The organism is Serratia ureilytica (assembly GCF_017309605.1).
In the GTDB taxonomy this organism is placed as follows: Bacteria; Pseudomonadota; Gammaproteobacteria; order Enterobacterales; family Enterobacteriaceae; genus Serratia; species Serratia ureilytica.
Map to the genome: position 1 here is coordinate 3,523,404 of NZ_CP071320.1, position 24,859 is coordinate 3,548,262.

Here is a 24,859-nt window from a genome sequence, read left to right on the forward strand (position 1 = left end):
CATCAGCCGGCGCGCCGGCCGTCCGAGGCCGGCAGCAGTCGCGCTCGCCGATCGCCCAGCAGGTTCATACCCGCCGCCGCCAGCAGGATGATCGCCGTCCCCAGCAGTTGCCATGCCAACAGCCGGTGGCCAAACGCCAGGCGATCCACCAGCATGGCGGCGATCGGGTAGATGAACGACAGCGAGCCAATCAGGTGGGTCGGCAGCTTCTGCAACGCGCCGTACATCAGCACGTACATCAGGCCGGTATGCAACACGCCGAGCGTCGCCAGCATCCCCCACTGCCCCACGCTGGCCGACGCATGAAAATCCACCAGCGGCAGCAGCATCACCGCCCCCACCGTTACCTGGATCAGCGCAATAAGATGGGGCGGCGTGCCCTTCAGCCGCTTGGCCGCCAGCGCCATCAGGGCGTAGAAAAACGCCGCGCCGAGCGCCAGCGCGATGCCCGCCAGATAATGGCTCTGCTCCCCCGCCTGCCGCGGCTGCGCCAGCACCACCAGCATCATGCCGCCGAACGCCAAGCCCAGCCACAGCAGCTTGCGGGCGGTCAGCCGTTCCCCCAGAAACAGCGCCCCCAGCCCCACCAGCATAAACGGCTGGGTGTTGTACACCGCGGTGGCGATGGAGATAGAGGCATAGGAATAGGCGGCGAACAGCAGCAGCCAGTTGATCACCAGCGCGACGCCGCCGGCGATCGCCAGCAGCAGCGTGGCGCGCGTCAGCGCATCGCGGCGCAGCTGGCCCAGCGCGCCGCATACTGCCAGCAGCACCAGCGCCCCCACCGCGCAGCGCCAAAACACCACGTTGATAACCGGCTGGCCGGACATCAGCACAAACCAGCCGATGGAGCCGGAAATCAGCATCGCCGCCGCCATCTCCAGCGAGCCGCGTTTTATCTCTGCATTCATTCTGCGTTCCTCAAAGCTTGCCCAGAGACATAGCTTGCGGCTTCGCAGGGCGGCTTTCCATAGCATAAAAAAGGCAGATATGCTTAACTGCCTTTTTCTCGCAGCTACAATAAAGAAAATACCTAACGGAGGCGTTATGGATGATATCGATCGCCAAATCCTGACCATTCTGGCGGAAGATGCGCGCGCATCGTTGAAGACGCTGAGCGCGCAGGTGGGCCTGTCGTCGCCGAGCACGTCGGAAAGACTGCGGCGGCTGGAGGAAAGCGGCGTGATCCAGGGCTATACCCTGAACGTCAATCTGCAGGCGGTGGGTTACGCCTTTCAGTCGCTGGTGCGCATCAAGCCGCTGCCGGGCATGCTGAAGAAGGTCGAACAGCTGATTCAGGCGATCCCGGAAGTGGTCGAATGCGATAAGGTGACCGGCGAAGACTGCTTTATCGTGCGGCTGGTGGCGCACTCGATGGAACAGCTCGACCACACCCTCGATCGGCTGGCCGAGCACGCGCAGAGCAACACCTCGATCGTGAAAACCACGCCGGTCAAGCGCCGCCTGCCGCCGCTGCTCTGATCAACGCCGCCGTTTGCGGGCGAACGGGTTGCCGCGCTTCTTCTCTTTTTTAGCCGCGTCGGCGGCGGATTTCAGCGCCGCCAGATGCGCCTTGTCGGCCTCCGGCACCGCGCGCTGCTCAATCGGGAACACCGGCAACGACGCCAACAGCCGCGAACCGTAGTTTTTGGTCAACAGCCGGCGATCGTAGATCACGATCTCGCCGTAACATTGGTTGCTGCGGATCAGGCGGCCGACCTGCTGGATCAGGTTGAACGAGGCGCTCGGCAGGCTCTGCACTTCGAACGGATAACGCTTCAGCGATTTCAGCCACTCGCCTTCGGTGATGATCACCGGGCTGTCGATCGGCGGGAACGCGATTTTGTGAATATGCACCTGGGTCAGCAGTTCGCCTTTCAGATCCAGCCCTTCGGCGAACGATTGCAGCCCCACCAGCACGCTGGCGACGCCCTTCTCCACCCGCTTGCGGTGCTCTTCCACCAGCCGGTAGCGCGGCTGGTCGCCCTGCACCAGCAGCATCAGCCGCAGATCGGTCACGTAGCTGAGGAAAGTCTGCATCGCCCGGTGGCTGCTGAACAGGATCAGCATGCCTTTGTGCTTGCCGCTCGCCTGCTCGGCGCGGAAAAACCGCGCCATTTCCTCAAGGTGCTCCGCCTCATTGGCGAGCGCCGGTTCGTAGCGCATCTGCGGAATGACAATCTTGCCCTGTTCGACATGATTGAACGGCGATGAGAGCGTTTCGAAGCGATCGCCGGCCTTCTCGCTCAACCCGCTCATCTCTTGCAAACGCGCGAAGCTGTTCAGTGAACGCAGCGTGGCCGAGGTGACCACCACGTGCGGCACCTTGCGCCACAGCAGCTTTTCCAGCTGATCGCTGACGCGAATGCCGACGCAGTGCAGGTAGAGATGGGTAACGTTATCGCGCAGCTCGCGCGTGACCCATTTGGAGATCGGCGCGTTGGACGACTTGTCGAGCGCCGCCAGCCGCCACAGCTTGCTCATCGCTTCCAGATAGCCCAGCGTGCGGCTCATCTGAATGATCGAGCGGTGCAGGCGCACGATGTCATGCTTGCCGGTCTGCTCGGTGAGATCGTTAAGCACGAACTCCGCCAGCCCGCGCAGCGCATCGGTCAGTTTGAACAGCCGCGCGCAACTCTCCACCATCTCCGCCGGCAGCTCGCCCATTTCAAAACGGTGCTCGGCTGCCACGCTGTCGCCGGGCAGATAGGCGCTGACCTGATGCTCGAAGATCTGCACCAGCTCGCGCAGCTCCTCGCAATGGTTTTTCAGCCGTTCGCTGTTGGCCAGCCCCGGCGGATTCTTCGGCCGGTACTGCGTCATGCACTGTTCGACCTGGCGCACGATCATGTCCAACTGCAGGTTGGTCGACAGCGCGGTGATTTCCCCGTCGATCTCCAGCGCATCGCGCGCCACCTCCGGCAAATGGTGGCCTTCGTCCAGCACCAGCAGCAATTCTTTCGGGTTCGGCAGCACCGATTCCGTCTCCAGCGCCGCCATCACCAGCGCGTGGTTGGCCACCACCACGTCGGCGCTCTCGATCTCTTTGCGGGCGATATAAAACGGGCATTCGCGAATGTAGTGACAGTTGCGCCCCAGGCAGTTGGCCTTGTCGGTGCTCAGCTTGGCCCACAGCGGATCGTCGATGCTCTGCTGATAGTGATCGCGCAGCCCGTCCCACTCAAAGCGGGCCAGCGCCTTGGTCAGTTTCTGACACAGCGCCTGCTCTTCACCGCTGGACGGCGCCAGCTCGTCGTCGAGAAACAGCGTCAGATCGCCCTGTTGGCTAACGTCGGTGCTCATCGCCGCCAGGTTGCGCGGGCAGACGTAACGCCCGCGGCCAAAGGCGCCGGTAAATTTCAGATCGGGAATAATCTTCTTCAGCAGCGGCAAATCCTTGCTGTAGATCTGATCCTGCAGCGCCACGTTGGCGGTGCTGACCACCAGCGGTTTGCTCTCCGCCCGCCCGACGGCGATGCCCGGTATCAGGTAAGACAGCGTTTTGCCGACGCCGGTCGGCGCCTCGATCGCCAGATGGCGCGGGTAGTCGCCGGCCAGCGTCTTCGCCACCTCGGCGATCATCTGACGCTGGGGCGCGCGGGAAATGAAATCCGGTATTTGCTGCTGCAGGGCTTTGTACCACTGGCCAATCTGATCTTTAACTGCGGAGGAGAGCGCCATTCAACTCTTATCTAAACGAAATGATGGCGCTATTGTCCCACAGACCGCCGGCGGCGTCAGCCCGAGTTACGCCTGCGGATCGATCATCGAGGCGCGACCACCGCCGAACGACCACTCGTCCAACTGGGTGGTGGCGATCACCACCATCACATCCTCGGGGTTCAGCCGCAGGTTCTCCGCCAGCAGCGTCGCCAACCGCCGGTAAAAACGCCGCTTGGTGTCGCTGTCGCGCGGCCGCCCGGCGGTGATGTAAAACAGCACGAAATCCGCGCTGCGCGGCCCGCCGAGATAGTCGCGATCGTAGATAAGCTCACCGGAGCGGTATTGATCGATCACCTGAAACCTGTCCGTCGGCGGCACCTCGAAGGCCTCCACCAGCGCCTGATGCAGGCTGTCGGACAAGGTTTGCAGGTAGTCGGCGGATTTGCCCTGGTGCAGGGCGATGCGGCTAAACGGCATGGGGCGCCTCCGGTTCCAGCTCGCGCAAGCGCGCCACGGCCGACGCCGCCGCGGGCCAGCCGGCGTAAAACGCCAAGTGGGTGATGAGCTCCGCCAATTGCGGGCGATCGACGCCGTTGCGCTGCGCCAGCTGCAGATGAAACGGCAGTTGCTCCAGGCGGTTGAGCGCCACCAGCGCGGCGACGGTGATCAAGCTGCGCTCGCGCGGGCTCAGCTCTGGCCGCTGCCAGACATCGTCAAACAAGACGCTGTCGCTGAGCTGCGCCAGCTTGGGGGCGATATCGCCGAACGCCTGTTGTCCGGCCCGGGATTCTGATTGCATCACACTCTCCTGTCAGTTGCGGATAGCCTTACGCTACCCGCCAGCGAGGCGAGTGAAAATCGGGATTTTCGGCAGTCTCGGTTCAGAAAAACGGGAGGGTTCCCCGCCGGGGGGCGGGGCGATGTCACGGTTCCAGCGGGGCAACGCCGTCGAAATGGGCGCTCAGCAGCGCATTCAGCTCCGGCCGCTGTTCCACCCGTTCGGCAATGGCGTACAGTCGCGGGCAGTGTTGCCGGAACCACGCGCGGCCCGGCCGCCAGTTGCACATTACCGCCAGGTACAGATCCAGCGCGCTGAAGCTCTTGCCGAGAAACCACGGGCCAGACGCTCCTGCGGCGGCGTTCAACTGCCGCAATAAACGCTCGCGATAATCCATTACCGCGTTTTTCAGCTGTTCCGCCCCTGCCGCCTGCGGCTGCCAGCGCTGCGGATGGTCGGCATAGGTGAAGGTGGGGTAAATCTCCGCGTTGATGAACAGCAGCCAGCGCAGAAAACGCGGCAACAGCGGCGAACCGCCGGGCGGCGCCAGTTCGGCATGCGGTGCGCGATCGTGCAGCAGCAGGATAATCGCCGCGCTCTCCGTCATCACTTCGTCATTGGGCAGCACTAAGGTGGGCACCTGACCCAGCGGGTTCAGCGCCAGCAGGCGATCGCGCTCCGGGCCGTCCTGCGTGTAATCCACCTCCTCATAGCCCCAGGGGAAAGCGGTCAACGCCAACGCGGCGGCCACGATGGTCGAGCCGCAGCCCTGCGTACCGAACAAAGTATAAGTATCGTGCATGATTCCTCCCGCAGCGGAACAAGGTATCGGTAACTGTAGACCAGCCGCCGACCATCGGCTGAAGAAAAAATTCACCCTTTGCGCGACTTTTTTAATCGTTCGACATGAAAATGAATTTTTTGTCATAAATAGATCACATTACTACGGTAAAAATTCTCCGCCGCCAACAATCAGGCGGCACAGTAAAACAGCAATGCAACTGATGATAAGCGTCTTTCAATCGAATAAAGCAGGGTAACCCATGAAACGTAATCTTCTGGCCGTTATTATTCCGGCACTTTTACTTGCGCAAGCGGCACAGGCAGCAGAAATCTACAATAAAGACGGCAACAAACTCGATTTTTACGGTCGTGTGAAAGCCCTGCATTATTTCTCTGATGATGCCGGCAACGATGGTGATAAAACCTACGTCCGTATCGGCTTTAAAGGCGCGACTCAGATTAACGATATGCTGACCGGCTATGGCCAGTGGGAATATCAGATCGCCGCCAACCATTCTGAATCCGACGGCACCAAAGACACCAAAACGCGTCTGGGCTTCGCCGGTCTGAAATATAAGGATCTCGGCTCCTTCGACTACGGTCGCAACTACGGCATCATTTACGACGTTGGCGCCTGGACGGATATGATCCCTGAATTCGGCGATGATGCTTATATCAAGACCGACAACTTTATGAACGGCCGTACCAATGGCGTCGCCACCTACCGTAATAACAACTTCTTCGGTCTGGTTGACGGCCTAAAATTTGCCGTGCAGTACCAGGGCAAAAACGAAAACGACGGCCGCTCCGCCAGCAAGGCGAACGGCGACGGCTGGGGTCTCTCCTCCAGCTATGAAATCATCGACGGCCTGAGCGTGGGCGCCGCCTATGCCTCTTCCAACCGCACCGCCACGCAAAAGGCGGGCACCTTCGGTAAAGGCGACAAGGCCGATATCTGGGCAGGCGGTCTGAAATACGACAACAACAATGTCTACCTGGCCGCGACTTATTCGCAGAGCCGCAACATCGCGCCTATTTCCGGCACCGCCACCATCAATAACAATTCGACTTCCGTCAGTGGCTTCGCCAATAAAGCGGAAGGGATTGAACTGGTTGCGCAATATCAGTTCGACTTCGGTCTGCGCCCATCGCTGGGTTACGTTCAGCAGAAAGGCAAAGATATTGAAGGCATCGGCGACGTCGATCTGGTGAAATATTTCGACGTAGCGGCGACCTATTACTTCAACAAAAACATGTCAACTTATGTCGAATATAAAATCAACCAGCTTGATGACGACAACAAACTGGGTCTGAAAAACGACGACGTCGTTGTTGTCGCCCTGACCTACCAGTTCTGATGTGATGAATGAATAACCACCACTGCAAACTTTAGCGTCACTTGATACCCAGAGTTTTATTTCGCCGGGCGGCTGCGTCCGGCTTTTTTGTTTTTATTTTCCCCGCCGGCGAATGCCCCCGCTTGCCTTGCCAAACAAACGGGTCTACATGTATAGCTTTCCCCCGAGCGGAATCAGCCATGCATAACGACGGTCGGTTTAACTATCACAACGCCGTGCGCTACAGCAGCGACGAACTGGCGAACATCCTCAACCACTGTTTTGAAAACTACATCGTGCGTTTCGTCCTCGACGGGCCGACCTTCGCCGCCCGCTTCGGCGCCGAAGATCTCAGCCTGAACGACAGCCTGATCGTCACCCATCGCAATGAACCGGTGGCGGTGGCGCTGATCGCCCGCCGCGGCCGGCACAGCCGGATCGCGGCCTTTTCCGTGCGCCCCGAGATGCGCGGGCAGGGGCTGGGTAAGGCGCTGATGCAGCGGGTAGTAGCGGATGCCCGTCAGCGCGGCGATCATCGGCTGTCGCTGGAAGTGATCGAAGGCAACGAAGCCGCGCTGGCGCTGTACCACCGCGCCGGGCTGCGCATCGTGCGCACCCTGACCGGCCATCAGGCGCCGGCGGCGGTGCCGCCAGGCAAGGCGGTGCTGCAGGCGGTCGATCCGCTGACCGTCAGCCATCGCCTGACGGCGGAAGGCGCCACCGACCTGCCCTGGCTGATCGCCCCCGAATCGCTGTTCAAACTGCCGGGCAAACCGCGCGCTTATACCCTCGAACGCCAAGCCTATGCCGTGGTGATGCCCGGCGCCGAGCACTGCTGGCTGCGCCTGATCTACGTGCCGCCGCAGCATCGCGGCCAGGGGCATGCCCGCGCCTTGCTGGCCGCTCTGCAAGCGCAGTTCGCCCCTTTGCCGCTGACCGCCAACGTTTTTGTGCCCGAGGTGGCCGCCCCCTTCTTTACGCATCTTGGCTGGCGGCAGGATCCCCTGCGTCAGTTCGAGATGGATATGCTGCTGGACAGTCCACAATAAAAAAGAGAGATAACAATGGCAGGAAAACAGGTACGCACACTCACCCTCGGCGCGGCGATGGGCGTCACGCTGCTGGCCTTGACCGGTTGCGCGCAGCCGCCGCACGCCGACGCGCAGGCCCAGCAGCGGTTGGCGGATCAATCGGTGCTGGCGGTCAACTGGTTCCAACAGTCCGGCGAATACCAGGCGCTGGCGCATCAGGCGTTCAACAGCGCGCAGCGCGCCTTCGATCAGGCCAGGGCCGCGCCAGGCCGTAAAAAGGCGGTGGTGGTCGATCTGGATGAAACCATGCTGGATAACAGCGCCTACTCCGGCTGGCAGGCGCAGCAGGGCAGACCGTACGACGGCGCCACCTGGGCCAAATGGACGCAGGCCGAACAGGCCGGTGCGGTACCGGGCGCGGTGTCGTTCGCCCGCTACGTTAACACCCATCAGGGGACGATGTTCTACGTGTCGAACCGCAAGCAGAGCGAATACGCCGCCACGGTGGCCAACATGCAGAAGCTCGGTTTCACCGGCATGTCGGAAAAGACCGTACTGCTCAGCACCGACACCTCCAATAAGCAGGCGCGCTTCGACGCCATCAAACAAGCCGGCTATGACATCGTGGTGTACGCAGGCGACAACCTGAACGACTTCGGCGCCGCGACTTACCATAAGGACAATGCGCAGCGCCGGGCGTTCGTCAGCGAGAACCAGGGCAAGTTCGGCACCGAATTCATCGTGCTGCCCAACCCGCTGTACGGCGACTGGGAAAGCGGCCTGGCTCGCGACTACAACAAGCTGACGCCGCAACAGAAGCTGCAGGTGCGCCAGCAGGCGATCAAGGCCTGGCGCGGGCGCTAACCCTCACAGCAGTTTGTACATATAGCAGGTGGCCTCCAACGCCCCGCCGTCGCTGGCGCGGGCGTATTGCGGGATGTCGCCCGCCGCCTCGAACCCCAATTGACGGTACAGCCCCTGCGCCGCGCTGCCGCTCAGGGTATCCAGCACCAACAGGCTGCGGCGATGACGCGCCGCCAGCGCCTGCACTTCCTGCATCAACAGCCGGGCGACGCCCTGCCGCCGCGCCTGCGGGTGCACCATCAGCTTGACCACTTCCGCCCGGTGGCGGCCGTTGTCCGGCATCGCCAACAGCAGCTGCACGGTGCCGACCGGCCGGCCGTTCGCGAGCGCCACCAGCATCGCACGCTCTCTCCGCGCGATGGCCGGCAGCACCCCCTGCCAAAACGCCTGCGCCTGCGTCAGCGTAAAGGGCATGACAAAACCGATGCTGGCGCCGTGCGCCACGCTGGCGTGCAGCATTTCGGCCAATTCGGCAATGGCGCTTTGCGCCGCGCCGGCGTCCCACTGTTGCAATTCAATCATGGCTATGGCCTGCAAATAACGAGGGTGTAATGGGCCGGCTCATCGCCGGGGACATGGAAACGGGAGGCGCCGAACAGGCGGTAGCGCAGGCAGTCGCCGGATGATAACCGGAAAACGCGCCCTTCCAGCGTCAACTCCAGCTGCCCGGACAGCAGCCAGAGATGGTGCTCCAGCGCCGGAATCGACGGCAGGTCGTAATCGATCTGCGCGCCGGCATCAAGCCGGGCTTCGATAAATTCAGCCTTATACAACGCAGCGGGGGGAGAAACAGAGCGACGGTGAAAACCGCTGGCGCGATCGACCCACACCGGTTGCTGCTGCGGCCGCAACAGCTCCGGCGGCTCGTCTTCGATCTCGCTCAGCAGGCGCGACATGGTCAACCCATAGGCGGCGCACAGCCGGTTCAGCAACGACGCCGTCGGGCTGGTCTCGGCGCGCTCCACCCGCGAGAGCGTCGCCCGGCTAAGGCCAGTGCGCTGCGCCAGCTCCTCCAGCGACCACGCCCGTTGCTGGCGCAAATCCGCCAGCCGCTGCGCCAACCTCAGGTCGGCATTGTCCAGACCGTTATCCATCGTTCACACTCCGCTTGAAAATCCCATATAAGAGAAATAATCTCAAATTAGAGATATGGCAAGCGAATTTTAAAAAATGCCGCGCAGCGCGATAAATATCAGCAGGCTCAGCAACACCACCGCCAGCATGTTGCGCAGAAAGAACGCCAATATCACCGCAAACACCGCCCCCCACAGGTAAGGGTTATCCGGCGCGGCGCGCAGCTGGTCGCCGCTGAAGGCGATAATCGGCCCGCAAATGGCCGTCAGCACCGCCGGCACGGAAAAGCTCAGCAGGGTTTTGACGCGCGGCGATAACCGCAGTGGCAATCCCGGCGCCAAAAAGCCGTAGCGGTTGAAGAACACCACCAGCCCCATCAAGACTATCGTCAGCCAGATCATCGGCGCCCCCCGCTGCACAGCAGCCCGACCAGCATCGCCGCCACGGTGGCGATCACCAGTGCGCCCGGCGTCTGGAAATAGTGCAACACAATGGAAAGCAGCAGCGCGGTCAGCACGCAGGCCAACACCGGCAGGCTGCGCACCAGCGGCACCACGATGGCGATAAAGGTGGCGGCGATGGAAAAATCCAGCCCATAACCGTCCAGATCCCCGGCGCTGCCGGCGGCTACGATGCCGAGCAGCGTGGAGAGAAACCAGCACAGGTAAAAGGTCAGCCCGGCGCCCAGCGCATACCAGCGGTCGAAACGCGCCGGCGCCTGTTCGCCGGTCAGCGCAAACAGTTCATCGGTGAGCAAGAATCCCAGGGCCAGCCGCCAGCGTAACGGCAGCGGCGCAATGCGCTCCCGCAGCCGCAGCGCATAGAGAAAATGCTGGGCGGTGACGAAAAAGGTCGACAGCAGGATCGCCAGCAGCCCGGCGCCGCCCTTGATCATGCCCATCGCCACCAGCTGCGCCGCCCCGGCGAACACGATAGCCGACATGCCCAGCCCTTGCGCCGGCGTCAGGCCGCTTTGCAGGGCCATCGAGCCCGCCAGTACGCCCCACGGTACCACCGCCAGGCACAGCGGCAAGATCGCCACCCCACCCTGCAGCGCGGGGCGCAGGCGGGCAGACGGCGGCGTGATGAGGGGGATTGAATCAGTCATGGGCTTCTCCTTCGGTTGAAGAAGCCAGCTTACGGCGCAGGCGCACACGGGTATTGCACCCGATTGCCCGGTTATTTCAGCGATTTGACGTAGTCGCCCGGCGTGATGCCCATCGACTTGCGAAAATGGCGGTGGAAATGGCTTTGATCGTGAAAACCGCAGCTCAGCGCGCTGTCCAGCACGCTGCTGCCGGCCTTCAGCATGCCGCGCGCTTTACGCAGCCGCGCCTGAATTTGATAGGCGTGCGGCGGCAGACCGGTGGCCTGCTGAAACTGCCGCAGCAGGTAATAAGGGCTGAGCGCCACTCGCTCCGCCAGCTCCAGCAGCGAAATGTCCGCCTCGGGGAAATCGTCGAGAAAGGCTTTCACCCGCGCCACCTGGCTTTGCGCCCGGCTCTGCGGCGTGGGATCGATGCGGCTTTTGCCGTGCCGCAGCATCAGCCAGGTCAGCGCCGAGAACACCATGGTCTCTTTCATCAGCCGGTTCTCATCGCTGCGCAGCAGGCTGAACGCCATCCGCAGCTGGCCGGCCAGGCCGACGTCGTGCACCACCGGGTTGGGGAAATAAGGCGTCGCGCCGGCGCCGGTTTTCAGATCGCGCGACAAAAACGCCAGCAGCTCCGGCGTCGGGTACATCGCCTGATACGACCATCCCTCTTCGGTGGCGGAGCTGCCGGTGTGGATGTCGTCGGCGTTGACCAGAATGATGCTGCCCAGCGGCGCCACGTGTTCGCCACCGGTGCGGTAGAAACGCTGGGCGCCGTCGTCGATGACGCCCACGCAGAAGCCTTCATGGCTGTGTCGCGAGAAGGTTTGGCGGCGGTAGGTGGCCTGCAGCACTTCCAGCCCGCCGAGATCGTCGACGTGCATGAAATGGGCCTGTTCCCGGGATGCTTTGCGCGCTGCGCCTTCCACCTTCATCTTGCCTACCTCCGCTGAATGAGCGCCATTCTAGCATTCGCGCGAGGGCGGGGTTTGTACAAAATTGCCCGTCTCGGCGCCCGGCGGCGCGATCGCCGCGCAGCGCCAGGCGCTGAACACCGCCAGCAGCGGCGCCAGCGCGAACGCCAGGAACAGCCAACGCGCCGCCGATGCCGCGCCCGCCGCGCCGCCCGGATCGTTCAGCCCCGCCAGGTTGGCGATCATCCCCGCCAGCGCCGCGCCGAATGCGGTGGCGAACAGCTGCACCGTGGTGATCGAGGCGCCGGCGATGTCTTTGTCCGCTTCAGGCGCCACCTGCAAAATGCGCGTCAGCAGATGCGGCCAGCCGAAGCCGATGCCGAATCCCACCAGCGACAACGCGATGACGATCGGGGTCAGCGCCTGCCAGTGACCGCCGGAGGGCGTCGGCATCAGGATCGCCAGCGCCAGCAGGCCCACCAGCACGAACAGCGGCCCGCTGACGATCGCCCGGCGAATGCCCGCCCCGCGCCAGCCGGAACTGAGGATTTCGGACAACGTCCAGCCGGCGGCCATGGTCGCGGCGATATAGCCGGAGATCAGCGGCGACTGGCCGTGCAGCAACTGCAGGAAATAGGGCACGAAGATTTCGCTGGTCATGCCGATCACCAGCAACGACACCGTAATATAGAGCGCCGCCAACGATGAGCCGCGCCGCAGCGCACCGTGCGGCAACAGGCGCGCGCGCGAGCGCGCCTCGCGCTTCATCAGCCAGGCCATCAGCGCCAGCGAAAGCGCGATGCCCGCCAGGTTGATCCAGACGCTGTGCGCCAGGCTGCCGGCGGACACCACCAGCACCGCCACGGTCAGCAACAGCAGCTGCGCGGTCGGCAGCGGCGCGCCCGCCTGCTGCGCCTGGCCCTTGGGCAGGATCAGGAAGGTAAACGCGGCGTACAGCGCCATGATCGGCAGCAGAATGCCGAAGGCCCAACGCCAGGCGTGCAACTCGGCGAAAATGCCACCTACCGCCGGGCCGACCAGCGTGGCGATGCCCCACATCGCCGAGATAAGCGCCATGGCGCGCGGCCACAATCGCTGCTCGAACACCAGATTGATCATCGCGTAGGAGAGCGCAAAGATCAGCCCGCCGCCGAACCCCTGCACCGTGCGGCCGACCAGCATCACCGGCATGCTCGGCGCCAGCGCGCACAGCCCCGCTCCGGCGATGAAAAACAGCGAAGCGACCAGATAGGCGTTGCGCGCGCCGTAGCCGCTGAGCAAGCGGGCCGACAGCGCGGAGCCGAGGATCGACGCCACCACGAACAGCGTGGTGTTCCAGGCATAGAGATCCAGACCGCCGATATCCTGCACCACCGAGGGCAGAATGGTGGTGGCGACCAGAATATTGATGGCATGCAGCGCCACGCCAAGCGAGAGCGCGATCGCACTGGCCGCATTTTTGCCGGAGAAAAGGTCGCTCCAGCGGCTATCGTCATGGGTTATCACGGTTGTTGTCCTGTTTTCAGAGGAATGGCATTGAGTTGGTCATGAGATTGCGTTAAATTTAACAAGAGTTATCTTGGAATAAGTTAGGGCGAGGCGGAGAAATATGTCAAGAATAAACTTGGAAAATGGCGGCAGCACCGCACAATCGGTCAGTGACCGTTTGCTGACGCTATTGAAGACCCGCGGCCCGCAGCAAGCCTCAGACGCAGGAAAAGTGCTCGGCACCACCGGTGAAGCGGCCCGCCAGCAGTTCGTCAAGCTGGCGAAAGAGGGGCTGGTCGAAGCGATCGCGGAAACGCGCGGCGTGGGCCGCCCGGTGCAGCTGTGGCATTTGACTGCCGCCGGTAACGCACGCTTTCCGGACACCCATGCGGATCTGACGGTGCAGCTGCTGCGCACCGTGCGTGACAAGCTGGGTGAACAGGCGATCGACCTGCTGATCGAGACCCGTGAGCAGGAAAACCGCATCAACTACAAGCAGGCGATGATCGGCGCCACCGATCTGCGCGAACGCGTGGCGCGTCTCACCGAGATCCGCTGCCGCGAAGGGTATATGGCCGAATGGCGTCAGGAGGAAGACGGCGCCTATCTGCTGGTGGAAAACCACTGCCCGATCTGCGCCGCCGCCACCGTCTGCCAAGGCTTCTGCCGCGCTGAGCTGAGCATCTTCACCGAAGTGCTGCAGGCGCAGGTTGAGCGCGCCGAACACATTCTGGCCGGCTCTCGCCGCTGCGCTTACCGGATTTCTCTCTTGTAACACCGGTTTTTGCCCGCGTTTTCAACCGGTACAGATTATTCTGCTTGTGCACCCCGCACCTTCCCTTCTAAGGTTGAATTATCGAATATTCAGGCAAACAACGGGCCCCGCGCCCGTTCTGACACCTCCGTCGGCGCGCTGCGCACGGCGGCAGAGTAACCCCACGGGAGTTGAACGATGAAGAAGCCGCATGCCGGATTCTGGCTGGCGACGCTGGGGCTGGGCGTCTGCTGGCTGCTGGCGCTGCTGACTCGCGATCGGCTCAACGGCATACTGCTGGCCGGTGCGGCGCTGGCGCTGATCTTTACCCCCGCCGCCCGCCGCAAGGGCGCCGCCCTGGCCGCCTTGGGCGGCATCGGCATGGATGGTCTGTGGAGCTACAGCGGCGTGCTGCATTACAGCGGGCAACACGGCCTGCCGCTCTGGACCATCGCGCTGTGGATCGGCTTCGGCTGCTGGTGGTATTGGCTGTTGGACGTGGTCAGAGCGGCGCCCTGGCCGCTGGCGGTATTGGGCGCCGCCCTCGGCCCCTTCGCCTACGCCGTGTCCTGGAAACTGGACGCCCTGCTGCCCGGCGTGCCGCCGGAGTTCATGCTGCTGCTGCTGGCCATCGGCTGGTCGATTTATCTGCCGGCCGTCAGTTGGCTGCAGTGGAAACAGCAAGGCCATTGAACGGCTTTCGGCCGCCGGAAAAATAATGCCGCAGGCCATTGCTTATCGGTTGCCCGATCGGGTTTACTGAGCGTTCTAATAATAATCATTCCCGCAAAATACAATCCTATGCTTAGCCAACAAAGCCGTAGCGTCCTGCCGTTGATCGGGGCGTTGTTCACGTTATATATCGTTTGGGGTTCCACCTATTTCGTCATTCGTCTGGGCGTCGAACAGTGGCCGCCGCTGATGATGGCCGGGATTCGCTTTCTGATAGCCGGCATCGTACTGTTCAGTTTCCTGGCCTGGCGCGGCCACGCGCTGCCGACGCCGAAGCAATGGCTGGCCGCCGGCGCCATCGGCATTCTGCTGCTGGCGGTGGGCAACGGCCTGGTGACGGTGGCGGAACACCAACACGTGCCGTCCGGCATCGCGGCGGTGATGGTAGCGACGGTGCCGCTGTTCACCCTCTGCTTCAGCCTGCTGTGGGGCATGCGCAACACCAAGCTGGAATGGGCCGGCATCGCGCTCGGGTTGGTGGGCATCGTGCTGCTTAATACCGGCAACAACCTGGTGGGCAATCCGACCGGCGCGCTGCTGATTTTGCTGGCGTCGGCCAGCTGGGCCTTCGGATCGGTGTTGGGATCGCGCATCTCGCTGCCGGCCGGGCCGATGGCCGGCGCGGCGGAGATGCTGGTCGCCGGCGTGGTGTTATTGGCAGCCAGCCAGCTGAGCGGCGAGCGCCTCGTTCAGATGCCGAGCACCGGCGGCTTTCTGGCGCTGGGCTATCTGATCGTCTTCGGTTCGATGCTGGCGATCAGCGCCTATATGTTCTTATTGAAGAACGTGCGCCCGGCGGTCGCCACCAGCTATGCCTACGTCAACCCGGTGGTGGCGGTGCTGCTCGGCATCAGTTTTGCCGGTGAATCGCTGGCGCCGCGCGAGTGGCTGGCGCTGGTGATCATCGTGGCGGCGGTGGTGCTGGTGACGCTGGGAAAATACCTGTTCGCCCGCCCGGCCAATGTACAGGCCATCGACTGCGAACGGCGGTGATCACAAAGGGCGGTCTGCGGGCCGCCGTTAAAAACGATTCTTGTTTCACCCGGCGAAGGGGCTATAATTCCCGCTGTTCCAAGCAACCTGCGAAATTATTCCTATGCTGAAAAAAGCGTTCGTCATCGTCATCGCCCTGTGCGCCTTCGGTTCTCTGGGCGGCGTATTCCTCGCCGGGCTGAACATCTACACCCGTTCCACCACCCCGCACGAAGAAAGCGCGCCTGCCGGGGATACCGCCGCCACGCCGGCGCAAACCGAAACCCTTCAGGCCAAGTGATCGTCCATCCAACGTTGGCAGCGCTGCTGTAAAAAGCGCTGCAGCTGCCTGACGCGTTCCGACACCTGCGAACGATGCGGGCAGACCAGATTGATCGGCACCGCGTCGCTGCGCCATTCCGGCAACAGTTGCACCAGCCGCCCGGCGTGAATGTCGGCCGCCACGTCGATCGCCGACTTGCGCACCACGCCGTGCCCCGCCAGCGCCCAGCGCCGCGCCACCTCGCCGTCATCGGTAAAATAGCTGCCGTTCAGCGGCACTTCGACCCCCTCCTCACCGCGCCACAGCCGCCATTCCACCTGCCGTTTGCCGCTGGGCTGATACACCAGAATGCTGTGCCGAACCAGATCGGCCGGCGTTTGCGGCGCGCCGTGACGCCGCAGGTAATCCGGGCTGGCGCAGATCAACCGCCGATGCTGCGGCAAGATCGGCAGCGCCACCAGCGAAGAGTCGGCCAGCGGCCCGAAGCGCAACGCCACGTCTACCGGTTCGCGGAACAGGTCGGCCTGCCGATCGTTGATCAGAAGCTGCAGTTGAATATGCGGATGCTGCAGGCGGAACTCATCCAGCCAGCAGAGCAGCAAATTGCGGCCAAAATCCGACGGCGCGGAAATCTGCAGCACCCCGGACAGCCCCTGATGCTTCTCGCGGATCGCCTGCTCTCCTTCGGCTAACGCGCCCAGCGCCAGGCGCGCGCTGTCGAGATAGCGAGCCCCCTCCTCCGTTAACCTCAGGCTGCGGGTGGAGCGCACCAGCAGCCGCGCGCCCAACTGCTGCTCCAGCCTTTTCACCGCAATGCTGGCCGCCGCCGGCGTCATGTCCAGCGCGCGCGCCGCGGCGGAAAAACTGCCGCCGTCCACCGTGCGGACAAACACCTCGAGATCGACAAATGAGGTCATGTATTTCCCTTCTTAGAGAGCCGGATTCACGGCGTATCGGATTGACGATAAAACGCCCAACAGTTATGATTAGATCATAATAAATGGAGCTTTGATCAATGGATGAACACAACGGACTGGACTACATCCTTAGCCTGCATGGCACGCGGGTCAATCGTGAGGATGGCTATTGGTGGAAAATCGAGGCTTGGACGGTGACCCAAACGGCCTTTATCCCTCACGGCATCCGTTACAATTTGACCTTGCATGATAACCACAATACCCGGGTTTTTGGCATAGACAACGCGCATGCCATTAAAACCTCCCGCAAAGGTAAATTTTCGGGCCGCGTCGTTTACGATCACCAACATGACTCCCCGACGGACAAAGGCTCACCCTACGAGTTTCATTCCGCCTATCAGTTGGTGGAAGATTTTTTTACCCGGATAGACGAAGTCATACGCAAGAGAGAAAACCGAGGTTGATGATGAAAGCACTGATTGGCGTGATGCCTGAAGAACTGATTCGCAAGCGCACACTGGCGATCGCAAAAGGGGAATACCAGCCACAGGAACGTGAGCCCAAAGTGTGGTTTACGTCAATGATTGCGCTGGCCCAGGTGCTCAGCAACGAGAATATTGCCCTGCTGCGTCTGATCGACACTGCCCGCCCCGAGACCATCAGCCAGTTGGCCGAACTGTCGGGGCGCCAGGTCAGCAATCTGTCCACCACGCTGAAAACGCTGAGCGGGCACGGCCTGGTGGCACTGGAAAAACAGGGGCGTTCAGTGAAACCCCGAGCGCTGTTTACCGATTTCGAAATCATCGTGGATCAGAAGCTAAACGCCCGCTTTAGCGCCGCATGATCTTTAAAAAATATTAATAAGAGTTTGTCAGCAAGGCCGATTGTTAGGTGATTTTCAATCAGGAAAGATAGATCCCGTTGAAACTTACCTAAAAAGAGGCCTTAACATGACAATTCCTGACTCCCCCCTGAAACGACAAAAGCTGGTGATCCTGGGCGGCACCAGCGGCATTGGCGCCGCGGTGGCCTACGCGGCGGCGGCGCGCGGCGCTGAAGTGGTGCTGGCTTCGCGCCGCCTTCCCCACGCCGGGGAGAAAAACGACGCGCTGCATCTGATGCAGGCCGATCTGACCGATGAAGCGTCGCTGCATGCGCTGTTTGCCGCCGTCGGCGCTTTCGACCATCTGGTGATCACCGCCGGGCCGCTGGTGCAGGCGAAACCGCTGGCGGAGACTGCTTTTGAGCAGGCGCAGGCCGACTTCAACGTCAAATTCTGGGGCAGCTTGCGCGCGGTGCAGGCCGCGCTGCCGACGCTGGCGCCGCAGGGCTCCATCACCCTGACCTCCGGCCAGCTGTCGCGCAAATACCTCGGCGGTCAGTTGATCAAAACCGGCATCAATGCCGCGCTGGAAGCGGTCGGTAAACAGCTGGCGAAGGAACTGGCGCCGCGGCGGGTGAACGTGGTCAGCCCCGGCATCACCGCCACCGAAGCCTACGACGGCATGAGCGCCGCGCAGCGTCAGGCGCTGTTCGAACGCGTGAGCGACAGCCTGCCGGTCGGCCGGATCGGCCAGGCGGCCGACGTCGCGGCGGGTTACCTGCTGGCGATGGAGAACGGTTTCGTCACCGGCAGCGTGATCGACATCGACGGCGGCGGCCTGCTGTAACGGCGGCTAGAGCGCCGTTACGCCCTGTGCGGCGGCCTGTTGCTCCAGCACGGTGATAATCTGGTAAGCCGAGCGCGGCACCAGGCTGAAATCGCCGATCAGCAGACGGTCGCTGACCGCCTCATCCAGCATCGCTCGGGCGCCGGCGCGCAGGATGTCCACCTGTTCCGGCGGCGTGCCCGCTGCGGTGATCAGCGGCAAACCCGGCACCGCCGCCGTGCGGCCAATGATTTTCAGCCCCTCCAGCGCCTGCGGCTGCGCGCGGCGCAGCAGTTCCATGCTGATGGAATCGATGGCGGCGATATCCGCCTGCCCGCTGCGGATCAGTTTCAGCGACTGATAATGCGCCCCGGAGGCAATAGCCGCACCGAAGAATTTCCCGTCCTGCGCCAGCGGCGCGATTAGCGCGCGCAAGCCGTTGTAGCCGGACTGGGAATCGGTGCTGTTATACGCCACCGTCCGGCCGCGAAAATCCGCCAGCCGTTCGCCGGAGTCGCCTGCACGCACCACCAGCCAGCTGCGGTAATTTGGCCCGTCGCACCCTTCCACCCGATAATGATAGGTTCCGATCAGCTGCACCTGCGGCAGGCTGCTGACCAACGGATAACCACAGGTTTGGCTGAGCAAGAGATCCTCGCGCCGCCAATGCTGCGCCAAATCGTCCGGCCAACTGAGCCGTTCCGGCGCCGCCGGCAGCCCCAGCCGCAGCAGCTTGCCGCGCAAGACCTGCCAGAAAGCGTCGGCCTGCTCCCGGCCAACGCCGTACATCGGTAGAGACACCTGCATCATTTCCCCCTTACCCCGCCGGAGTGGCCGCCAGCGTCTGCTGACGCCAGGCGGTGAGATAACGCACCCAACGTTCGAACAGCATATCGGTGATAATAGCCAACAACGCCACAACCGCCGCGCCCTGGATCACATAGGCGGTGTTAAACCCGGTTAGGCCGATGATGATCGGCGAACCGAGCGTTTTGGTACCGACGGTGGAAGCGATGGCCGCCGTGCCGATGTTGATGATCACCGACGTGCGGATCCCGGCGACAATCACCGGCGCCGCCAGCGGCAGTTCAACCCGCCACAGTATTTGCCAGGCGCTCATCCCCACGCCGCGGGCGATCTCGCGCGTGGCGGGCGGCACCGATTCGATGCCCGCCAGCGTGCCCTGCAGGATCGGCAGCAAGCCGTACAGCACCAGCGCGATGATCGCCGGCTGCTCGCTGAAGCCCATCACCGGCACCGCCACCGCCAACACCGCCACCGGCGGGAAGGTCTGCCCCACCGCCACCACCGTTTCCAGCAGCGAACGAAACTCCCGGCCGCCGCGTCGGGTCACGGCGACGCCCGCCGCCACGCCGAGAGCCACCGCAATCAGGCTGGAGATCGCCACCAGCGACAGGTGCGCCCCCACCAGCGCGATAAAGCTGTCCTGCTGATAAATGGGCCGGTCCAGATCGGGGAACCAGGCGGCAAACAGACCGCGCAGATGATCCATACCGAACACCAGCGCCAACAGCAGCGCCAGCGTCCAGGGCAGCGGATCGCGCAGCAGGCGCCAGAGACGCCCGCTCATGACAGCGCCTGCCCGGCGATCAGATCGTGGAAGTGCAGAACCCCCAACGCTTCGCCCCGTTCATCCACCACCGGCAGGCAGTCGCTGCCGCGCGCCACGAACACCGACAGCGCCTCGCGCAGGCTCATGGCAGCGGCGATCGGTTCGCCCCCGGCGACACCGGGCCGCACCCGCTCCGCCACCGTCCCCAGCGACAGCAGCTTGATGCCGCGATCGCTGCGCCCGAAGAAGTCACGCACGAAGTCGTTGGCCGGGGCGGTCAACAGCGTCAGCGGCGTGCCCTGTTGCACCACCCGCCCCTGATCGAGCAGCACCAGACGATCCGCCAGGCTCAACGCCTCGTCGATGTCGTGCGTCACCAGCACAATGGTACGGCCCGAGATCTGATGAATGCGGGCGATCTCCGCCTGCAGCGCCGCGCGGGTGACCGGATCCAACGCGCCGAACGGTTCGTCCATCAACAACACCTCGGGATCGGCGGCGAGCGCGCGCGCCACTCCGACCCGCTGCTGCTGCCCGCCGGAAAGCTGGTGCGGGTAGCGGCGACGAAACAGCTCCGGTTCCAGGTGCAGCAGCTCCAGCAACTCGGTAACCCGATCGCGAATGCGCGCGCGCGGCCATTTCAGCAGCTGCGGCACGGTGGCGATGTTCTCCTCCACCGTCCAATGTGGAAACAGGCCGATCGATTGGATCGCATAACCCATGCGCCGCCGCAGATCCTGCGGTTTAAACGACTGGATCTCTTCGCCGGCAAAGAGAATCTTGCCCCGATCGTGTTCGATCAGGCGGTTGATCATTTTTAATGTCGTGGACTTGCCGGAACCTGAGGTGCCGATCAACACGGTGAATTCGCCCTCGGCGATGTGCAGCGTGAGATCGTCCACCGCCGGCTTGCCCTGAAAAATTTTGCTGACTTGCTCAAAGTGAATCATCGGCGCGATACGTCCAGGATTGAAACCCAAAATTTAAACAGCGAATCGACGATGACCGCCATCATGACCACCGGGATCACCCCCAGCAGAACCAGATCCAGCGCGCTGCTGAGCAGCCCCTGAAACACGATGGCGCCAAAGCCGCCAGCGCCGATCAGCGCCGCCACCACCGCCATGCCGACGGTTTGCACCGCCAGGATGCGCACGCCGGTCAGGAACAGCGGCAACGCCAACGGCAGTTGCACGCGCAGGAAGATCTGCCCGCGCGTCAGCCCCATGCCGGTGGCGGATTCAATCACCCCGGCCGGCACGCTCTGCAGCCCCGCCACCACGCTGCGCACCAGCGGCAACAGCGCGTACAGCACCAGCGCCACGATCGCCGGCGCCATGCCGATGCCGCTGACGCCGTGTTCCGCCAGCCAGGGCACCGCCGCCGCCAGCCCCGCCAGCGGCGCGATCAGCAGGCCGAACAGCGCGATGGAAGGCACGGTCTGGATAATGTTCAGCGCGGAAAAGATCGGCCTCTGCCAGCGCTCGGAGCGAAAACACAGCACCCCGAGCGGCACGCCGATCGCCAGCGCCGGCGCCATCGTCGCCAGCAGAATGGTCAGGTGCTGCAGCAGCGCGGCGTCAAACACCTCCTGGCGATTGTGGTACTCCTTCAGCAGCGACAGCTGATCGAGCTGATGGCCGAACAGCAGCAGCGCCGGCGGCACCAGCACCAGCGCGTTGCCGAGCATTCGCCGCAGGTGCGACGCGGTGAGGCGCGTCATGGCGTCGGCGGCGATCAGCAGGCTCAGCGCCATCGTCAGCCAGGCACCGCTGCCCCAAGAGGTGCGCGCCAGGCGCGATCCCTCCTGCGCCAGGCGTTCGGCGGCCTGTCCGCCGATCCAAAAGACCAGCGTCAGCACCCCGCAGGCGGCCAGCGCCGTCAACAGCGCACGCCCCCGCGTCGGCGGCAACAGGCTGAGGATCGCCAACGCCGCCAGCGGCAACAGCAGCCACAGCGCCGGGCCGTGCAGCAGGGAGAATAAGGACAGGCTTTTACCCGACAGCAGACGATTGGGGGCATAACTGAGGAACGGCAGGCCGAAGGCGGCCAGCAGCAACAGCACGAACAGCGTTAACAACACGCGATGTTTTACGGCAATAGTCAAAGAAACTCTCCGGCGCCATCGGTTTTCCCCCTCTCCCGTAGCAAGAGGGGGCACCTCGGCGTTATCCCTTAACAAATCCTTTCTCTTTCAGGTAAGCGGCCGCCACCTGTTTGGCGTCCTGGCCTTCCACTGCGATCTGCGCGTTGAGCTTTTGCAGCGTCGGCCCGTCCAGCGAGGCGAACACCGGTTTCAGCAGTTCAGGCAGATTGGCGTGCGCTTTCAGCGCCGCTTCGCGCACGATCGGCGCCGGCGCGTAGATGGGTTGTACGCCTTTCGGGTCCGCCAGCGTTTGCAACCCCAGCGCCGCCACCGGGCCATCGGTGCCGTAGGCCATCGCCGCGTTGACGCCGGAGGTCTGCTCCGCCGCCGCCTTGATGGTCACCGCCGTGTCGCCGCCGGCCAATGACAGCAGCTGATCCTGATTCAGCTTGAAACCGTAGGCGTTCTGGAACGCCGGCAGCGCATCCGGCCGCCCGATAAACTCCGCCGAGGCCGCCAGCTTGAACTTGCCCCCGCCGTTGATCCACTTGCCGAGATCCGCCAGCGTTTTGAGATGGTTGGCGTCCGCCACGTCCTGCCGAATGGCGATAGTCCAGGTATTGTTGGCTGGCGCCGCGTCCAACCAGACGATTTTGTTTTTGTCGTAGTCGAGCTGCTTCACCTTCTCGAAGCCAGCCTGGGCGTTCTTCCATGCCGGATCTTTCTCATCGGAGAAGAAAAACGCGCCGTTGCCGGTGTACTCCGGGTAAATGTCGATCTCACCGGAGGTAATGGCGCCGCGCAGTACCTTGGTAGTGCCGAGCTGCAGTTTGTTGGTGGTTTTGATGCCGTTGGCTTCCAGCACCTGCACGATGAGGTTGCCGAGCAGCGAACCTTCGGTATCGATCTTGGAGCCGACGCGTACCGAGTCGGCCGCCTGCGCCAGGCCGCCGGTGGCCAGCAGAGCCAGCGCGATGGCAAAGGAACGTCCGCGTGATAAGGTGATTGCCATACTTTTCCTCTGGTTATATGTTTTCCGGCTCATGGGCCAGTTCGGTTGGAAAATCCTGAGAAACGCGCTTCCAGCGCGCAATAAAGTTTTTCTTCGGCCGGGCACCGCGTTCCTCCCGCCGTTCGCCGGCGCTCAGCGGATGCACGCAGACGTCGATCGGCGTCAGCGCGTAATCGCGCAGCCACTCGCCGTAGCCTTGCGCGACAAATCCCTGGCTGCGGCGCTGATACGCTTCGCGTTCCGCCAGATAGACTTCGCGCAAACCATACCAGGGCAGGCCGGGCAGATCGTGATGCACTAAATGGTAGTTCAGATTGAGAAACAACAGCCGCCACGGCCAGCCCGCCTCATTAATAATAGAACGTGCCTGCGGTGCGTCCACGGCGCGATGCTCAAAAAACGATCTCACCTTGGTCAGCGCCAGCGCCGGGTAGCTGATGGCCAACAGATAAAACGCCGTACCGATACCCTGCATCTGCAGCCAGTGCAGCAGCACCGCCAACAGCGACAGGTGCACCAACCACCTCGCCCAGGCGCGCCACTCCCCTCCGGCGAGCGCTTTCACCGCCCCGGCCAGGGTCGCGGCGATATCCAGCGCCGGGCCGAGGAGCACCCGGCCGATCAGCGTATTGCGCACGGCGGCCAGCAGCGGCAACAGGCGGGGATAACGCCGCCACTGCGCGGCGCTGAAGTAGTAGCTTTCGGGATCTTCGTGCGGATCGGTCAGGTGTTCATTGCGATGGTGGCGCAGATGCGAATCGCGATACAGCCCGTAGGGATACCACACCGCCAGCGGCAACAGGCCGAACAGCTGATTGACGCGCGGCCGGCGCGTCGGATGGCCGTGGATCAGCTCATGCTGCAGCGACATATACCCGGTGGTCAGCAGGATCAGCAGCGGCGTGCCAAGCCACGGGCCCAGCGCCTGCCAATAATGCGCCACGCCAAACCAGCCGCCGTACACCGCCGCCATGATCCCCCAGGTGGGCAGTTCTAGCCGCCAGTGCCAACGCTGATAAAGCCGCCGGATCCGGTCGCGTTGTTCGGGGTGCAAATAGTGGGCGTGGGGCATGCTGCGGCTCGCGGTTGGGGATTTTCCCCCAGTATCCGTGAGCCGCAGTGACGTTCAAAATAACGAAAATGGCAAAGCTAAGTGAAAATTCAGCGGGTTGCGTACGCGTCAAAGCGAAAAAACGGGCCGCGCAGGCGGTGATATCAGTCAGTTAAACCTGACTGGCATTTTTTATCCCATCTTTGTGTGTTTTGTGTAGCCTGAATTGCCGTAAATGTCCCGCATTTATTTGCGGCCAATATGAACGGCAATTGGAGGGGCCGAAGGCGCGGCCCCTGGCTCGGTCGAGGCGCAGGAGCCTCATGATGCACCTCTCATTTATCGACCGAAAACATCACGAGTACTTCAAAAAACGCTAACTGACAAGCATTAGCCGCGCAGGCAGCCCGTCGGTCACATCCCTTCAGGGAACGAAATCGAGCACCACGGCGTTGAACAACGCGTATTCAGTGGCGCTGGCCATCGGCGGAAACTGCGCGCGCTGCACCGCCGCGTTGGCCGCCGCGCACAGGGGCGCATCGCCTCTTACGATCTTGCTGCTCGCCAGTTTCCCGTCCGGCCGCAGACGGATGCTGATGGTGCAGCGTTGGCCGCGCGCATGCTCCGGCAAACGCAGCTCGCGGCTCACCGCGTTATGCACCCGCACCGGATAGCTGAGCGGCGCCGCAACCGGCGCCTCGGTCTGCGGCGACGGCAAGGGGGTGCCGGCCTGACGCCCGGCGCCCGCGCCGCAGCCGCTCAACAGTAACAGCGCCAACAGGCTTAGTGTCTTTTTCATTCCCTA

The 24,859-nt window shown here is 62.9% G+C and carries 30 protein-coding genes; 11 read left to right on the plus strand and 19 right to left on the minus strand.

What is annotated here, in order from left to right:
* Positions 1–2: 2 nt before the first annotated feature.
* A complete protein-coding gene (locus tag J0X03_RS16510; RefSeq protein ID WP_160204116.1) occupies positions 3–911 on the minus strand; it encodes a DMT family transporter in 909 nt (302 codons plus the stop codon).
* Between the two features lie 136 nt (positions 912–1,047).
* On the opposite strand from J0X03_RS16510, the gene J0X03_RS16515 reads away from it, so the two are divergent.
* On the plus strand, positions 1,048–1,482 hold the full coding sequence (locus J0X03_RS16515; protein ID WP_042783967.1) for an Lrp/AsnC family transcriptional regulator: 435 nt from the start codon (positions 1,048–1,050) through the stop codon (positions 1,480–1,482).
* Here the strand turns inward: J0X03_RS16515 and dinG are convergent, their stop codons facing one another.
* The 4 genes from dinG to J0X03_RS16535 all read right to left on the minus strand — a co-directional run bounded on the left by dinG (position 1,483) and on the right by J0X03_RS16535 (position 5,243).
* A complete protein-coding gene (dinG, locus tag J0X03_RS16520) occupies positions 1,483–3,681 on the minus strand; it encodes an ATP-dependent DNA helicase DinG (protein WP_159317800.1) in 2,199 nt (732 codons plus the stop codon).
* Between the two features lie 66 nt (positions 3,682–3,747).
* Positions 3,748–4,140 carry a tautomerase family protein gene (locus J0X03_RS16525; protein ID WP_160204115.1) on the minus strand — a complete coding sequence of 131 codons (393 nt, stop codon included), beginning with the start codon at positions 4,138–4,140 and terminating at the stop codon, positions 3,748–3,750.
* A complete protein-coding gene (locus J0X03_RS16530) occupies positions 4,130–4,462 on the minus strand; it encodes a carboxymuconolactone decarboxylase family protein (protein ID WP_089194442.1) in 333 nt (110 codons plus the stop codon). Before J0X03_RS16530 ends, J0X03_RS16525 begins: the two co-directional genes overlap by 11 nt.
* A 124-nt stretch (positions 4,463–4,586) precedes the next feature.
* Positions 4,587–5,243 carry a glutathione S-transferase family protein gene (locus tag J0X03_RS16535; RefSeq protein WP_033640943.1) on the minus strand — a complete coding sequence of 219 codons (657 nt, stop codon included), beginning with the start codon at positions 5,241–5,243 and terminating at the stop codon, positions 4,587–4,589.
* A 241-nt stretch (positions 5,244–5,484) separates the two neighbouring features.
* On the opposite strand from J0X03_RS16535, the gene ompC reads away from it, so the two are divergent.
* From ompC to J0X03_RS16550, 3 genes are all read left to right on the plus strand, one after another.
* Positions 5,485–6,582, plus strand: coding sequence for a porin OmpC (gene ompC, locus J0X03_RS16540; RefSeq protein WP_004939326.1), 1,098 nt, complete (start codon positions 5,485–5,487; stop codon positions 6,580–6,582).
* A 179-nt stretch (positions 6,583–6,761) separates the two neighbouring features.
* A complete protein-coding gene (locus tag J0X03_RS16545; protein ID WP_033650534.1) occupies positions 6,762–7,610 on the plus strand; it encodes a GNAT family N-acetyltransferase in 849 nt (282 codons plus the stop codon).
* A gap of 15 nt (positions 7,611–7,625) precedes the next feature.
* Positions 7,626–8,456, plus strand: coding sequence for a 5'-nucleotidase, lipoprotein e(P4) family (locus tag J0X03_RS16550; RefSeq protein ID WP_160204114.1), 831 nt, complete (start codon positions 7,626–7,628; stop codon positions 8,454–8,456).
* A gap of 3 nt (positions 8,457–8,459) precedes the next feature.
* Here J0X03_RS16550 and J0X03_RS16555 read toward each other — a convergent pair whose 3' ends face one another.
* From J0X03_RS16555 to J0X03_RS16580, 6 genes are all read right to left on the minus strand, one after another.
* Positions 8,460–8,978 carry a GNAT family N-acetyltransferase gene (locus J0X03_RS16555; RefSeq protein WP_089194439.1) on the minus strand — a complete coding sequence of 173 codons (519 nt, stop codon included), beginning with the start codon at positions 8,976–8,978 and terminating at the stop codon, positions 8,460–8,462.
* Positions 8,979–8,980: 2 nt separating this feature from the next.
* Positions 8,981–9,550 (minus strand): helix-turn-helix domain-containing protein, encoded by a 570-nt coding sequence (locus tag J0X03_RS16560; RefSeq protein WP_033642366.1) that lies wholly within the window; start codon positions 9,548–9,550, stop codon positions 8,981–8,983.
* Positions 9,551–9,619: 69 nt separating this feature from the next.
* Complete coding sequence (locus J0X03_RS16565) at positions 9,620–9,931, minus strand: AzlD domain-containing protein (protein ID WP_123061482.1); 312 nt, start codon at positions 9,929–9,931, stop codon at positions 9,620–9,622.
* Positions 9,928–10,638 carry an AzlC family ABC transporter permease gene (locus J0X03_RS16570; RefSeq protein WP_087762164.1) on the minus strand — a complete coding sequence of 237 codons (711 nt, stop codon included), beginning with the start codon at positions 10,636–10,638 and terminating at the stop codon, positions 9,928–9,930. Before J0X03_RS16570 ends, J0X03_RS16565 begins: the two co-directional genes overlap by 4 nt.
* Positions 10,639–10,709: 71 nt before the next feature.
* The gene (locus tag J0X03_RS16575) at positions 10,710–11,558 is read right to left on the minus strand and encodes an AraC family transcriptional regulator (RefSeq protein ID WP_049200955.1); all 849 of its coding nucleotides are present in this window, start codon (positions 11,556–11,558) and stop codon (positions 10,710–10,712) included.
* A gap of 30 nt (positions 11,559–11,588) precedes the next feature.
* On the minus strand, positions 11,589–13,043 hold the full coding sequence (locus tag J0X03_RS16580) for an MFS transporter (RefSeq protein ID WP_160204113.1): 1,455 nt from the start codon (positions 13,041–13,043) through the stop codon (positions 11,589–11,591).
* A gap of 103 nt (positions 13,044–13,146) precedes the next feature.
* Between J0X03_RS16580 and J0X03_RS16585 the strand changes: the two genes are divergently transcribed.
* The 4 genes from J0X03_RS16585 to J0X03_RS16600 all read left to right on the plus strand — a co-directional run bounded on the left by J0X03_RS16585 (position 13,147) and on the right by J0X03_RS16600 (position 15,784).
* Positions 13,147–13,800, plus strand: a complete 654-nt coding sequence (locus J0X03_RS16585; RefSeq protein ID WP_033642364.1) for a helix-turn-helix transcriptional regulator — start codon at positions 13,147–13,149, stop codon at positions 13,798–13,800.
* 177 nt (positions 13,801–13,977) lie between these two features.
* Complete coding sequence (locus tag J0X03_RS16590; protein ID WP_046896911.1) at positions 13,978–14,472, plus strand: DUF2878 domain-containing protein; 495 nt, start codon at positions 13,978–13,980, stop codon at positions 14,470–14,472.
* 108 nt (positions 14,473–14,580) lie between these two features.
* Positions 14,581–15,504, plus strand: a complete 924-nt coding sequence (yedA, locus tag J0X03_RS16595; protein WP_122137158.1) for a drug/metabolite exporter YedA — start codon at positions 14,581–14,583, stop codon at positions 15,502–15,504.
* Positions 15,505–15,607: 103 nt separating this feature from the next.
* Positions 15,608–15,784, plus strand: a complete 177-nt coding sequence (locus J0X03_RS16600; protein WP_004939348.1) for a hypothetical protein — start codon at positions 15,608–15,610, stop codon at positions 15,782–15,784.
* Here the strand turns inward: J0X03_RS16600 and J0X03_RS16605 are convergent.
* Positions 15,772–16,683, minus strand: a complete 912-nt coding sequence (locus J0X03_RS16605) for a LysR family transcriptional regulator (RefSeq protein ID WP_033642361.1) — start codon at positions 16,681–16,683, stop codon at positions 15,772–15,774. The two genes, J0X03_RS16600 and J0X03_RS16605, sit on opposite strands and share 13 nt — an antisense overlap.
* Positions 16,684–16,781: 98 nt before the next feature.
* Here J0X03_RS16605 and J0X03_RS16610 point away from each other — a divergent pair, with 98 nt between their 5' ends.
* The 3 genes from J0X03_RS16610 (at position 16,782) to J0X03_RS16620 (ending at position 18,353) form a co-directional block, all read left to right on the plus strand.
* Complete coding sequence (locus tag J0X03_RS16610; protein WP_160204112.1) at positions 16,782–17,147, plus strand: toxin-antitoxin system TumE family protein; 366 nt, start codon at positions 16,782–16,784, stop codon at positions 17,145–17,147.
* A complete protein-coding gene (locus J0X03_RS16615) occupies positions 17,147–17,527 on the plus strand; it encodes an HVO_A0114 family putative DNA-binding protein (protein ID WP_004939357.1) in 381 nt (126 codons plus the stop codon). Before J0X03_RS16610 ends, J0X03_RS16615 begins: the two co-directional genes overlap by 1 nt.
* 106 nt (positions 17,528–17,633) lie before the next feature.
* Complete coding sequence (locus J0X03_RS16620) at positions 17,634–18,353, plus strand: SDR family oxidoreductase (RefSeq protein WP_033642360.1); 720 nt, start codon at positions 17,634–17,636, stop codon at positions 18,351–18,353.
* A gap of 6 nt (positions 18,354–18,359) precedes the next feature.
* Here the strand turns inward: J0X03_RS16620 and J0X03_RS16625 are convergent, their stop codons facing one another.
* The 7 genes from J0X03_RS16625 to J0X03_RS16655 all read right to left on the minus strand — a co-directional run bounded on the left by J0X03_RS16625 (position 18,360) and on the right by J0X03_RS16655 (position 24,853).
* Positions 18,360–19,121 (minus strand): phosphate/phosphite/phosphonate ABC transporter substrate-binding protein, encoded by a 762-nt coding sequence (locus J0X03_RS16625; RefSeq protein ID WP_080273377.1) that lies wholly within the window; start codon positions 19,119–19,121, stop codon positions 18,360–18,362.
* 28 nt (positions 19,122–19,149) lie between these two features.
* Positions 19,150–19,923, minus strand: a complete 774-nt coding sequence (locus tag J0X03_RS16630) for an ABC transporter permease (RefSeq protein WP_046896907.1) — start codon at positions 19,921–19,923, stop codon at positions 19,150–19,152.
* A complete protein-coding gene (locus J0X03_RS16635) occupies positions 19,920–20,855 on the minus strand; it encodes an ABC transporter ATP-binding protein (RefSeq protein ID WP_033650524.1) in 936 nt (311 codons plus the stop codon). The genes J0X03_RS16630 and J0X03_RS16635 overlap by 4 nt, the downstream gene beginning before the upstream one ends.
* On the minus strand, positions 20,852–22,012 hold the full coding sequence (locus tag J0X03_RS16640; protein WP_072628081.1) for an ABC transporter permease: 1,161 nt from the start codon (positions 22,010–22,012) through the stop codon (positions 20,852–20,854). The genes J0X03_RS16635 and J0X03_RS16640 overlap by 4 nt, the downstream gene beginning before the upstream one ends.
* Positions 22,013–22,073: 61 nt before the next feature.
* Positions 22,074–23,003: a glycine betaine ABC transporter substrate-binding protein OsmF gene (gene osmF, locus J0X03_RS16645; protein ID WP_160204111.1), complete on the minus strand. Its 930-nt coding sequence runs from the start codon at positions 23,001–23,003 to the stop codon at positions 22,074–22,076.
* 13 nt (positions 23,004–23,016) lie between these two features.
* Complete coding sequence (locus tag J0X03_RS16650) at positions 23,017–24,075, minus strand: fatty acid desaturase (RefSeq protein ID WP_160204110.1); 1,059 nt, start codon at positions 24,073–24,075, stop codon at positions 23,017–23,019.
* A 403-nt stretch (positions 24,076–24,478) separates the two neighbouring features.
* Positions 24,479–24,853, minus strand: a complete 375-nt coding sequence (locus J0X03_RS16655; protein WP_047572209.1) for a cell envelope integrity TolA C-terminal domain-containing protein — start codon at positions 24,851–24,853, stop codon at positions 24,479–24,481.
* Between the last annotated feature and the right edge of the window lie 6 nt (positions 24,854–24,859).

What these genes read in the sequence shown, in the direction of transcription:
- J0X03_RS16555 (WP_089194439.1), bottom strand. Translation starts at nt 8,978, where the DNA reads ATGATTGAATTGCAACAGTGGGACGCCGGCGCGGCGCAAAGCGCCATT.
- J0X03_RS16560 (WP_033642366.1), bottom strand. Translation starts at nt 9,550, where the DNA reads ATGGATAACGGTCTGGACAATGCCGACCTGAGGTTGGCGCAGCGGCTG.
- J0X03_RS16650 (WP_160204110.1), bottom strand. Translation starts at nt 24,075, where the DNA reads ATGCCCCACGCCCACTATTTGCACCCCGAACAACGCGACCGGATCCGG.
- J0X03_RS16600 (WP_004939348.1), top strand. Translation starts at nt 15,608, where the DNA reads ATGCTGAAAAAAGCGTTCGTCATCGTCATCGCCCTGTGCGCCTTCGGT.
- J0X03_RS16620 (WP_033642360.1), top strand. Translation starts at nt 17,634, where the DNA reads ATGACAATTCCTGACTCCCCCCTGAAACGACAAAAGCTGGTGATCCTG.
- J0X03_RS16655 (WP_047572209.1), bottom strand. Translation starts at nt 24,853, where the DNA reads ATGAAAAAGACACTAAGCCTGTTGGCGCTGTTACTGTTGAGCGGCTGC.
- J0X03_RS16635 (WP_033650524.1), bottom strand. Translation starts at nt 20,855, where the DNA reads ATGATTCACTTTGAGCAAGTCAGCAAAATTTTTCAGGGCAAGCCGGCG.
- J0X03_RS16615 (WP_004939357.1), top strand. Translation starts at nt 17,147, where the DNA reads ATGATGAAAGCACTGATTGGCGTGATGCCTGAAGAACTGATTCGCAAG.
- yedA (WP_122137158.1), top strand. Translation starts at nt 14,581, where the DNA reads ATGCTTAGCCAACAAAGCCGTAGCGTCCTGCCGTTGATCGGGGCGTTG.
- osmF (WP_160204111.1), bottom strand. Translation starts at nt 23,003, where the DNA reads ATGGCAATCACCTTATCACGCGGACGTTCCTTTGCCATCGCGCTGGCT.
- J0X03_RS16630 (WP_046896907.1), bottom strand. Translation starts at nt 19,923, where the DNA reads ATGAGCGGGCGTCTCTGGCGCCTGCTGCGCGATCCGCTGCCCTGGACG.
- J0X03_RS16610 (WP_160204112.1), top strand. Translation starts at nt 16,782, where the DNA reads ATGGATGAACACAACGGACTGGACTACATCCTTAGCCTGCATGGCACG.
- J0X03_RS16550 (WP_160204114.1), top strand. Translation starts at nt 7,626, where the DNA reads ATGGCAGGAAAACAGGTACGCACACTCACCCTCGGCGCGGCGATGGGC.
- J0X03_RS16565 (WP_123061482.1), bottom strand. Translation starts at nt 9,931, where the DNA reads ATGATCTGGCTGACGATAGTCTTGATGGGGCTGGTGGTGTTCTTCAAC.
- J0X03_RS16530 (WP_089194442.1), bottom strand. Translation starts at nt 4,462, where the DNA reads ATGCAATCAGAATCCCGGGCCGGACAACAGGCGTTCGGCGATATCGCC.
- J0X03_RS16545 (WP_033650534.1), top strand. Translation starts at nt 6,762, where the DNA reads ATGCATAACGACGGTCGGTTTAACTATCACAACGCCGTGCGCTACAGC.
- J0X03_RS16585 (WP_033642364.1), top strand. Translation starts at nt 13,147, where the DNA reads ATGTCAAGAATAAACTTGGAAAATGGCGGCAGCACCGCACAATCGGTC.
- ompC (WP_004939326.1), top strand. Translation starts at nt 5,485, where the DNA reads ATGAAACGTAATCTTCTGGCCGTTATTATTCCGGCACTTTTACTTGCG.
- J0X03_RS16510 (WP_160204116.1), bottom strand. Translation starts at nt 911, where the DNA reads ATGAATGCAGAGATAAAACGCGGCTCGCTGGAGATGGCGGCGGCGATG.
- J0X03_RS16570 (WP_087762164.1), bottom strand. Translation starts at nt 10,638, where the DNA reads ATGACTGATTCAATCCCCCTCATCACGCCGCCGTCTGCCCGCCTGCGC.
- J0X03_RS16575 (WP_049200955.1), bottom strand. Translation starts at nt 11,558, where the DNA reads ATGAAGGTGGAAGGCGCAGCGCGCAAAGCATCCCGGGAACAGGCCCAT.
- J0X03_RS16525 (WP_160204115.1), bottom strand. Translation starts at nt 4,140, where the DNA reads ATGCCGTTTAGCCGCATCGCCCTGCACCAGGGCAAATCCGCCGACTAC.
- J0X03_RS16590 (WP_046896911.1), top strand. Translation starts at nt 13,978, where the DNA reads ATGAAGAAGCCGCATGCCGGATTCTGGCTGGCGACGCTGGGGCTGGGC.
- J0X03_RS16515 (WP_042783967.1), top strand. Translation starts at nt 1,048, where the DNA reads ATGGATGATATCGATCGCCAAATCCTGACCATTCTGGCGGAAGATGCG.
- J0X03_RS16605 (WP_033642361.1), bottom strand. Translation starts at nt 16,683, where the DNA reads ATGACCTCATTTGTCGATCTCGAGGTGTTTGTCCGCACGGTGGACGGC.
- dinG (WP_159317800.1), bottom strand. Translation starts at nt 3,681, where the DNA reads ATGGCGCTCTCCTCCGCAGTTAAAGATCAGATTGGCCAGTGGTACAAA.
- J0X03_RS16625 (WP_080273377.1), bottom strand. Translation starts at nt 19,121, where the DNA reads ATGTACGGCGTTGGCCGGGAGCAGGCCGACGCTTTCTGGCAGGTCTTG.
- J0X03_RS16535 (WP_033640943.1), bottom strand. Translation starts at nt 5,243, where the DNA reads ATGCACGATACTTATACTTTGTTCGGTACGCAGGGCTGCGGCTCGACC.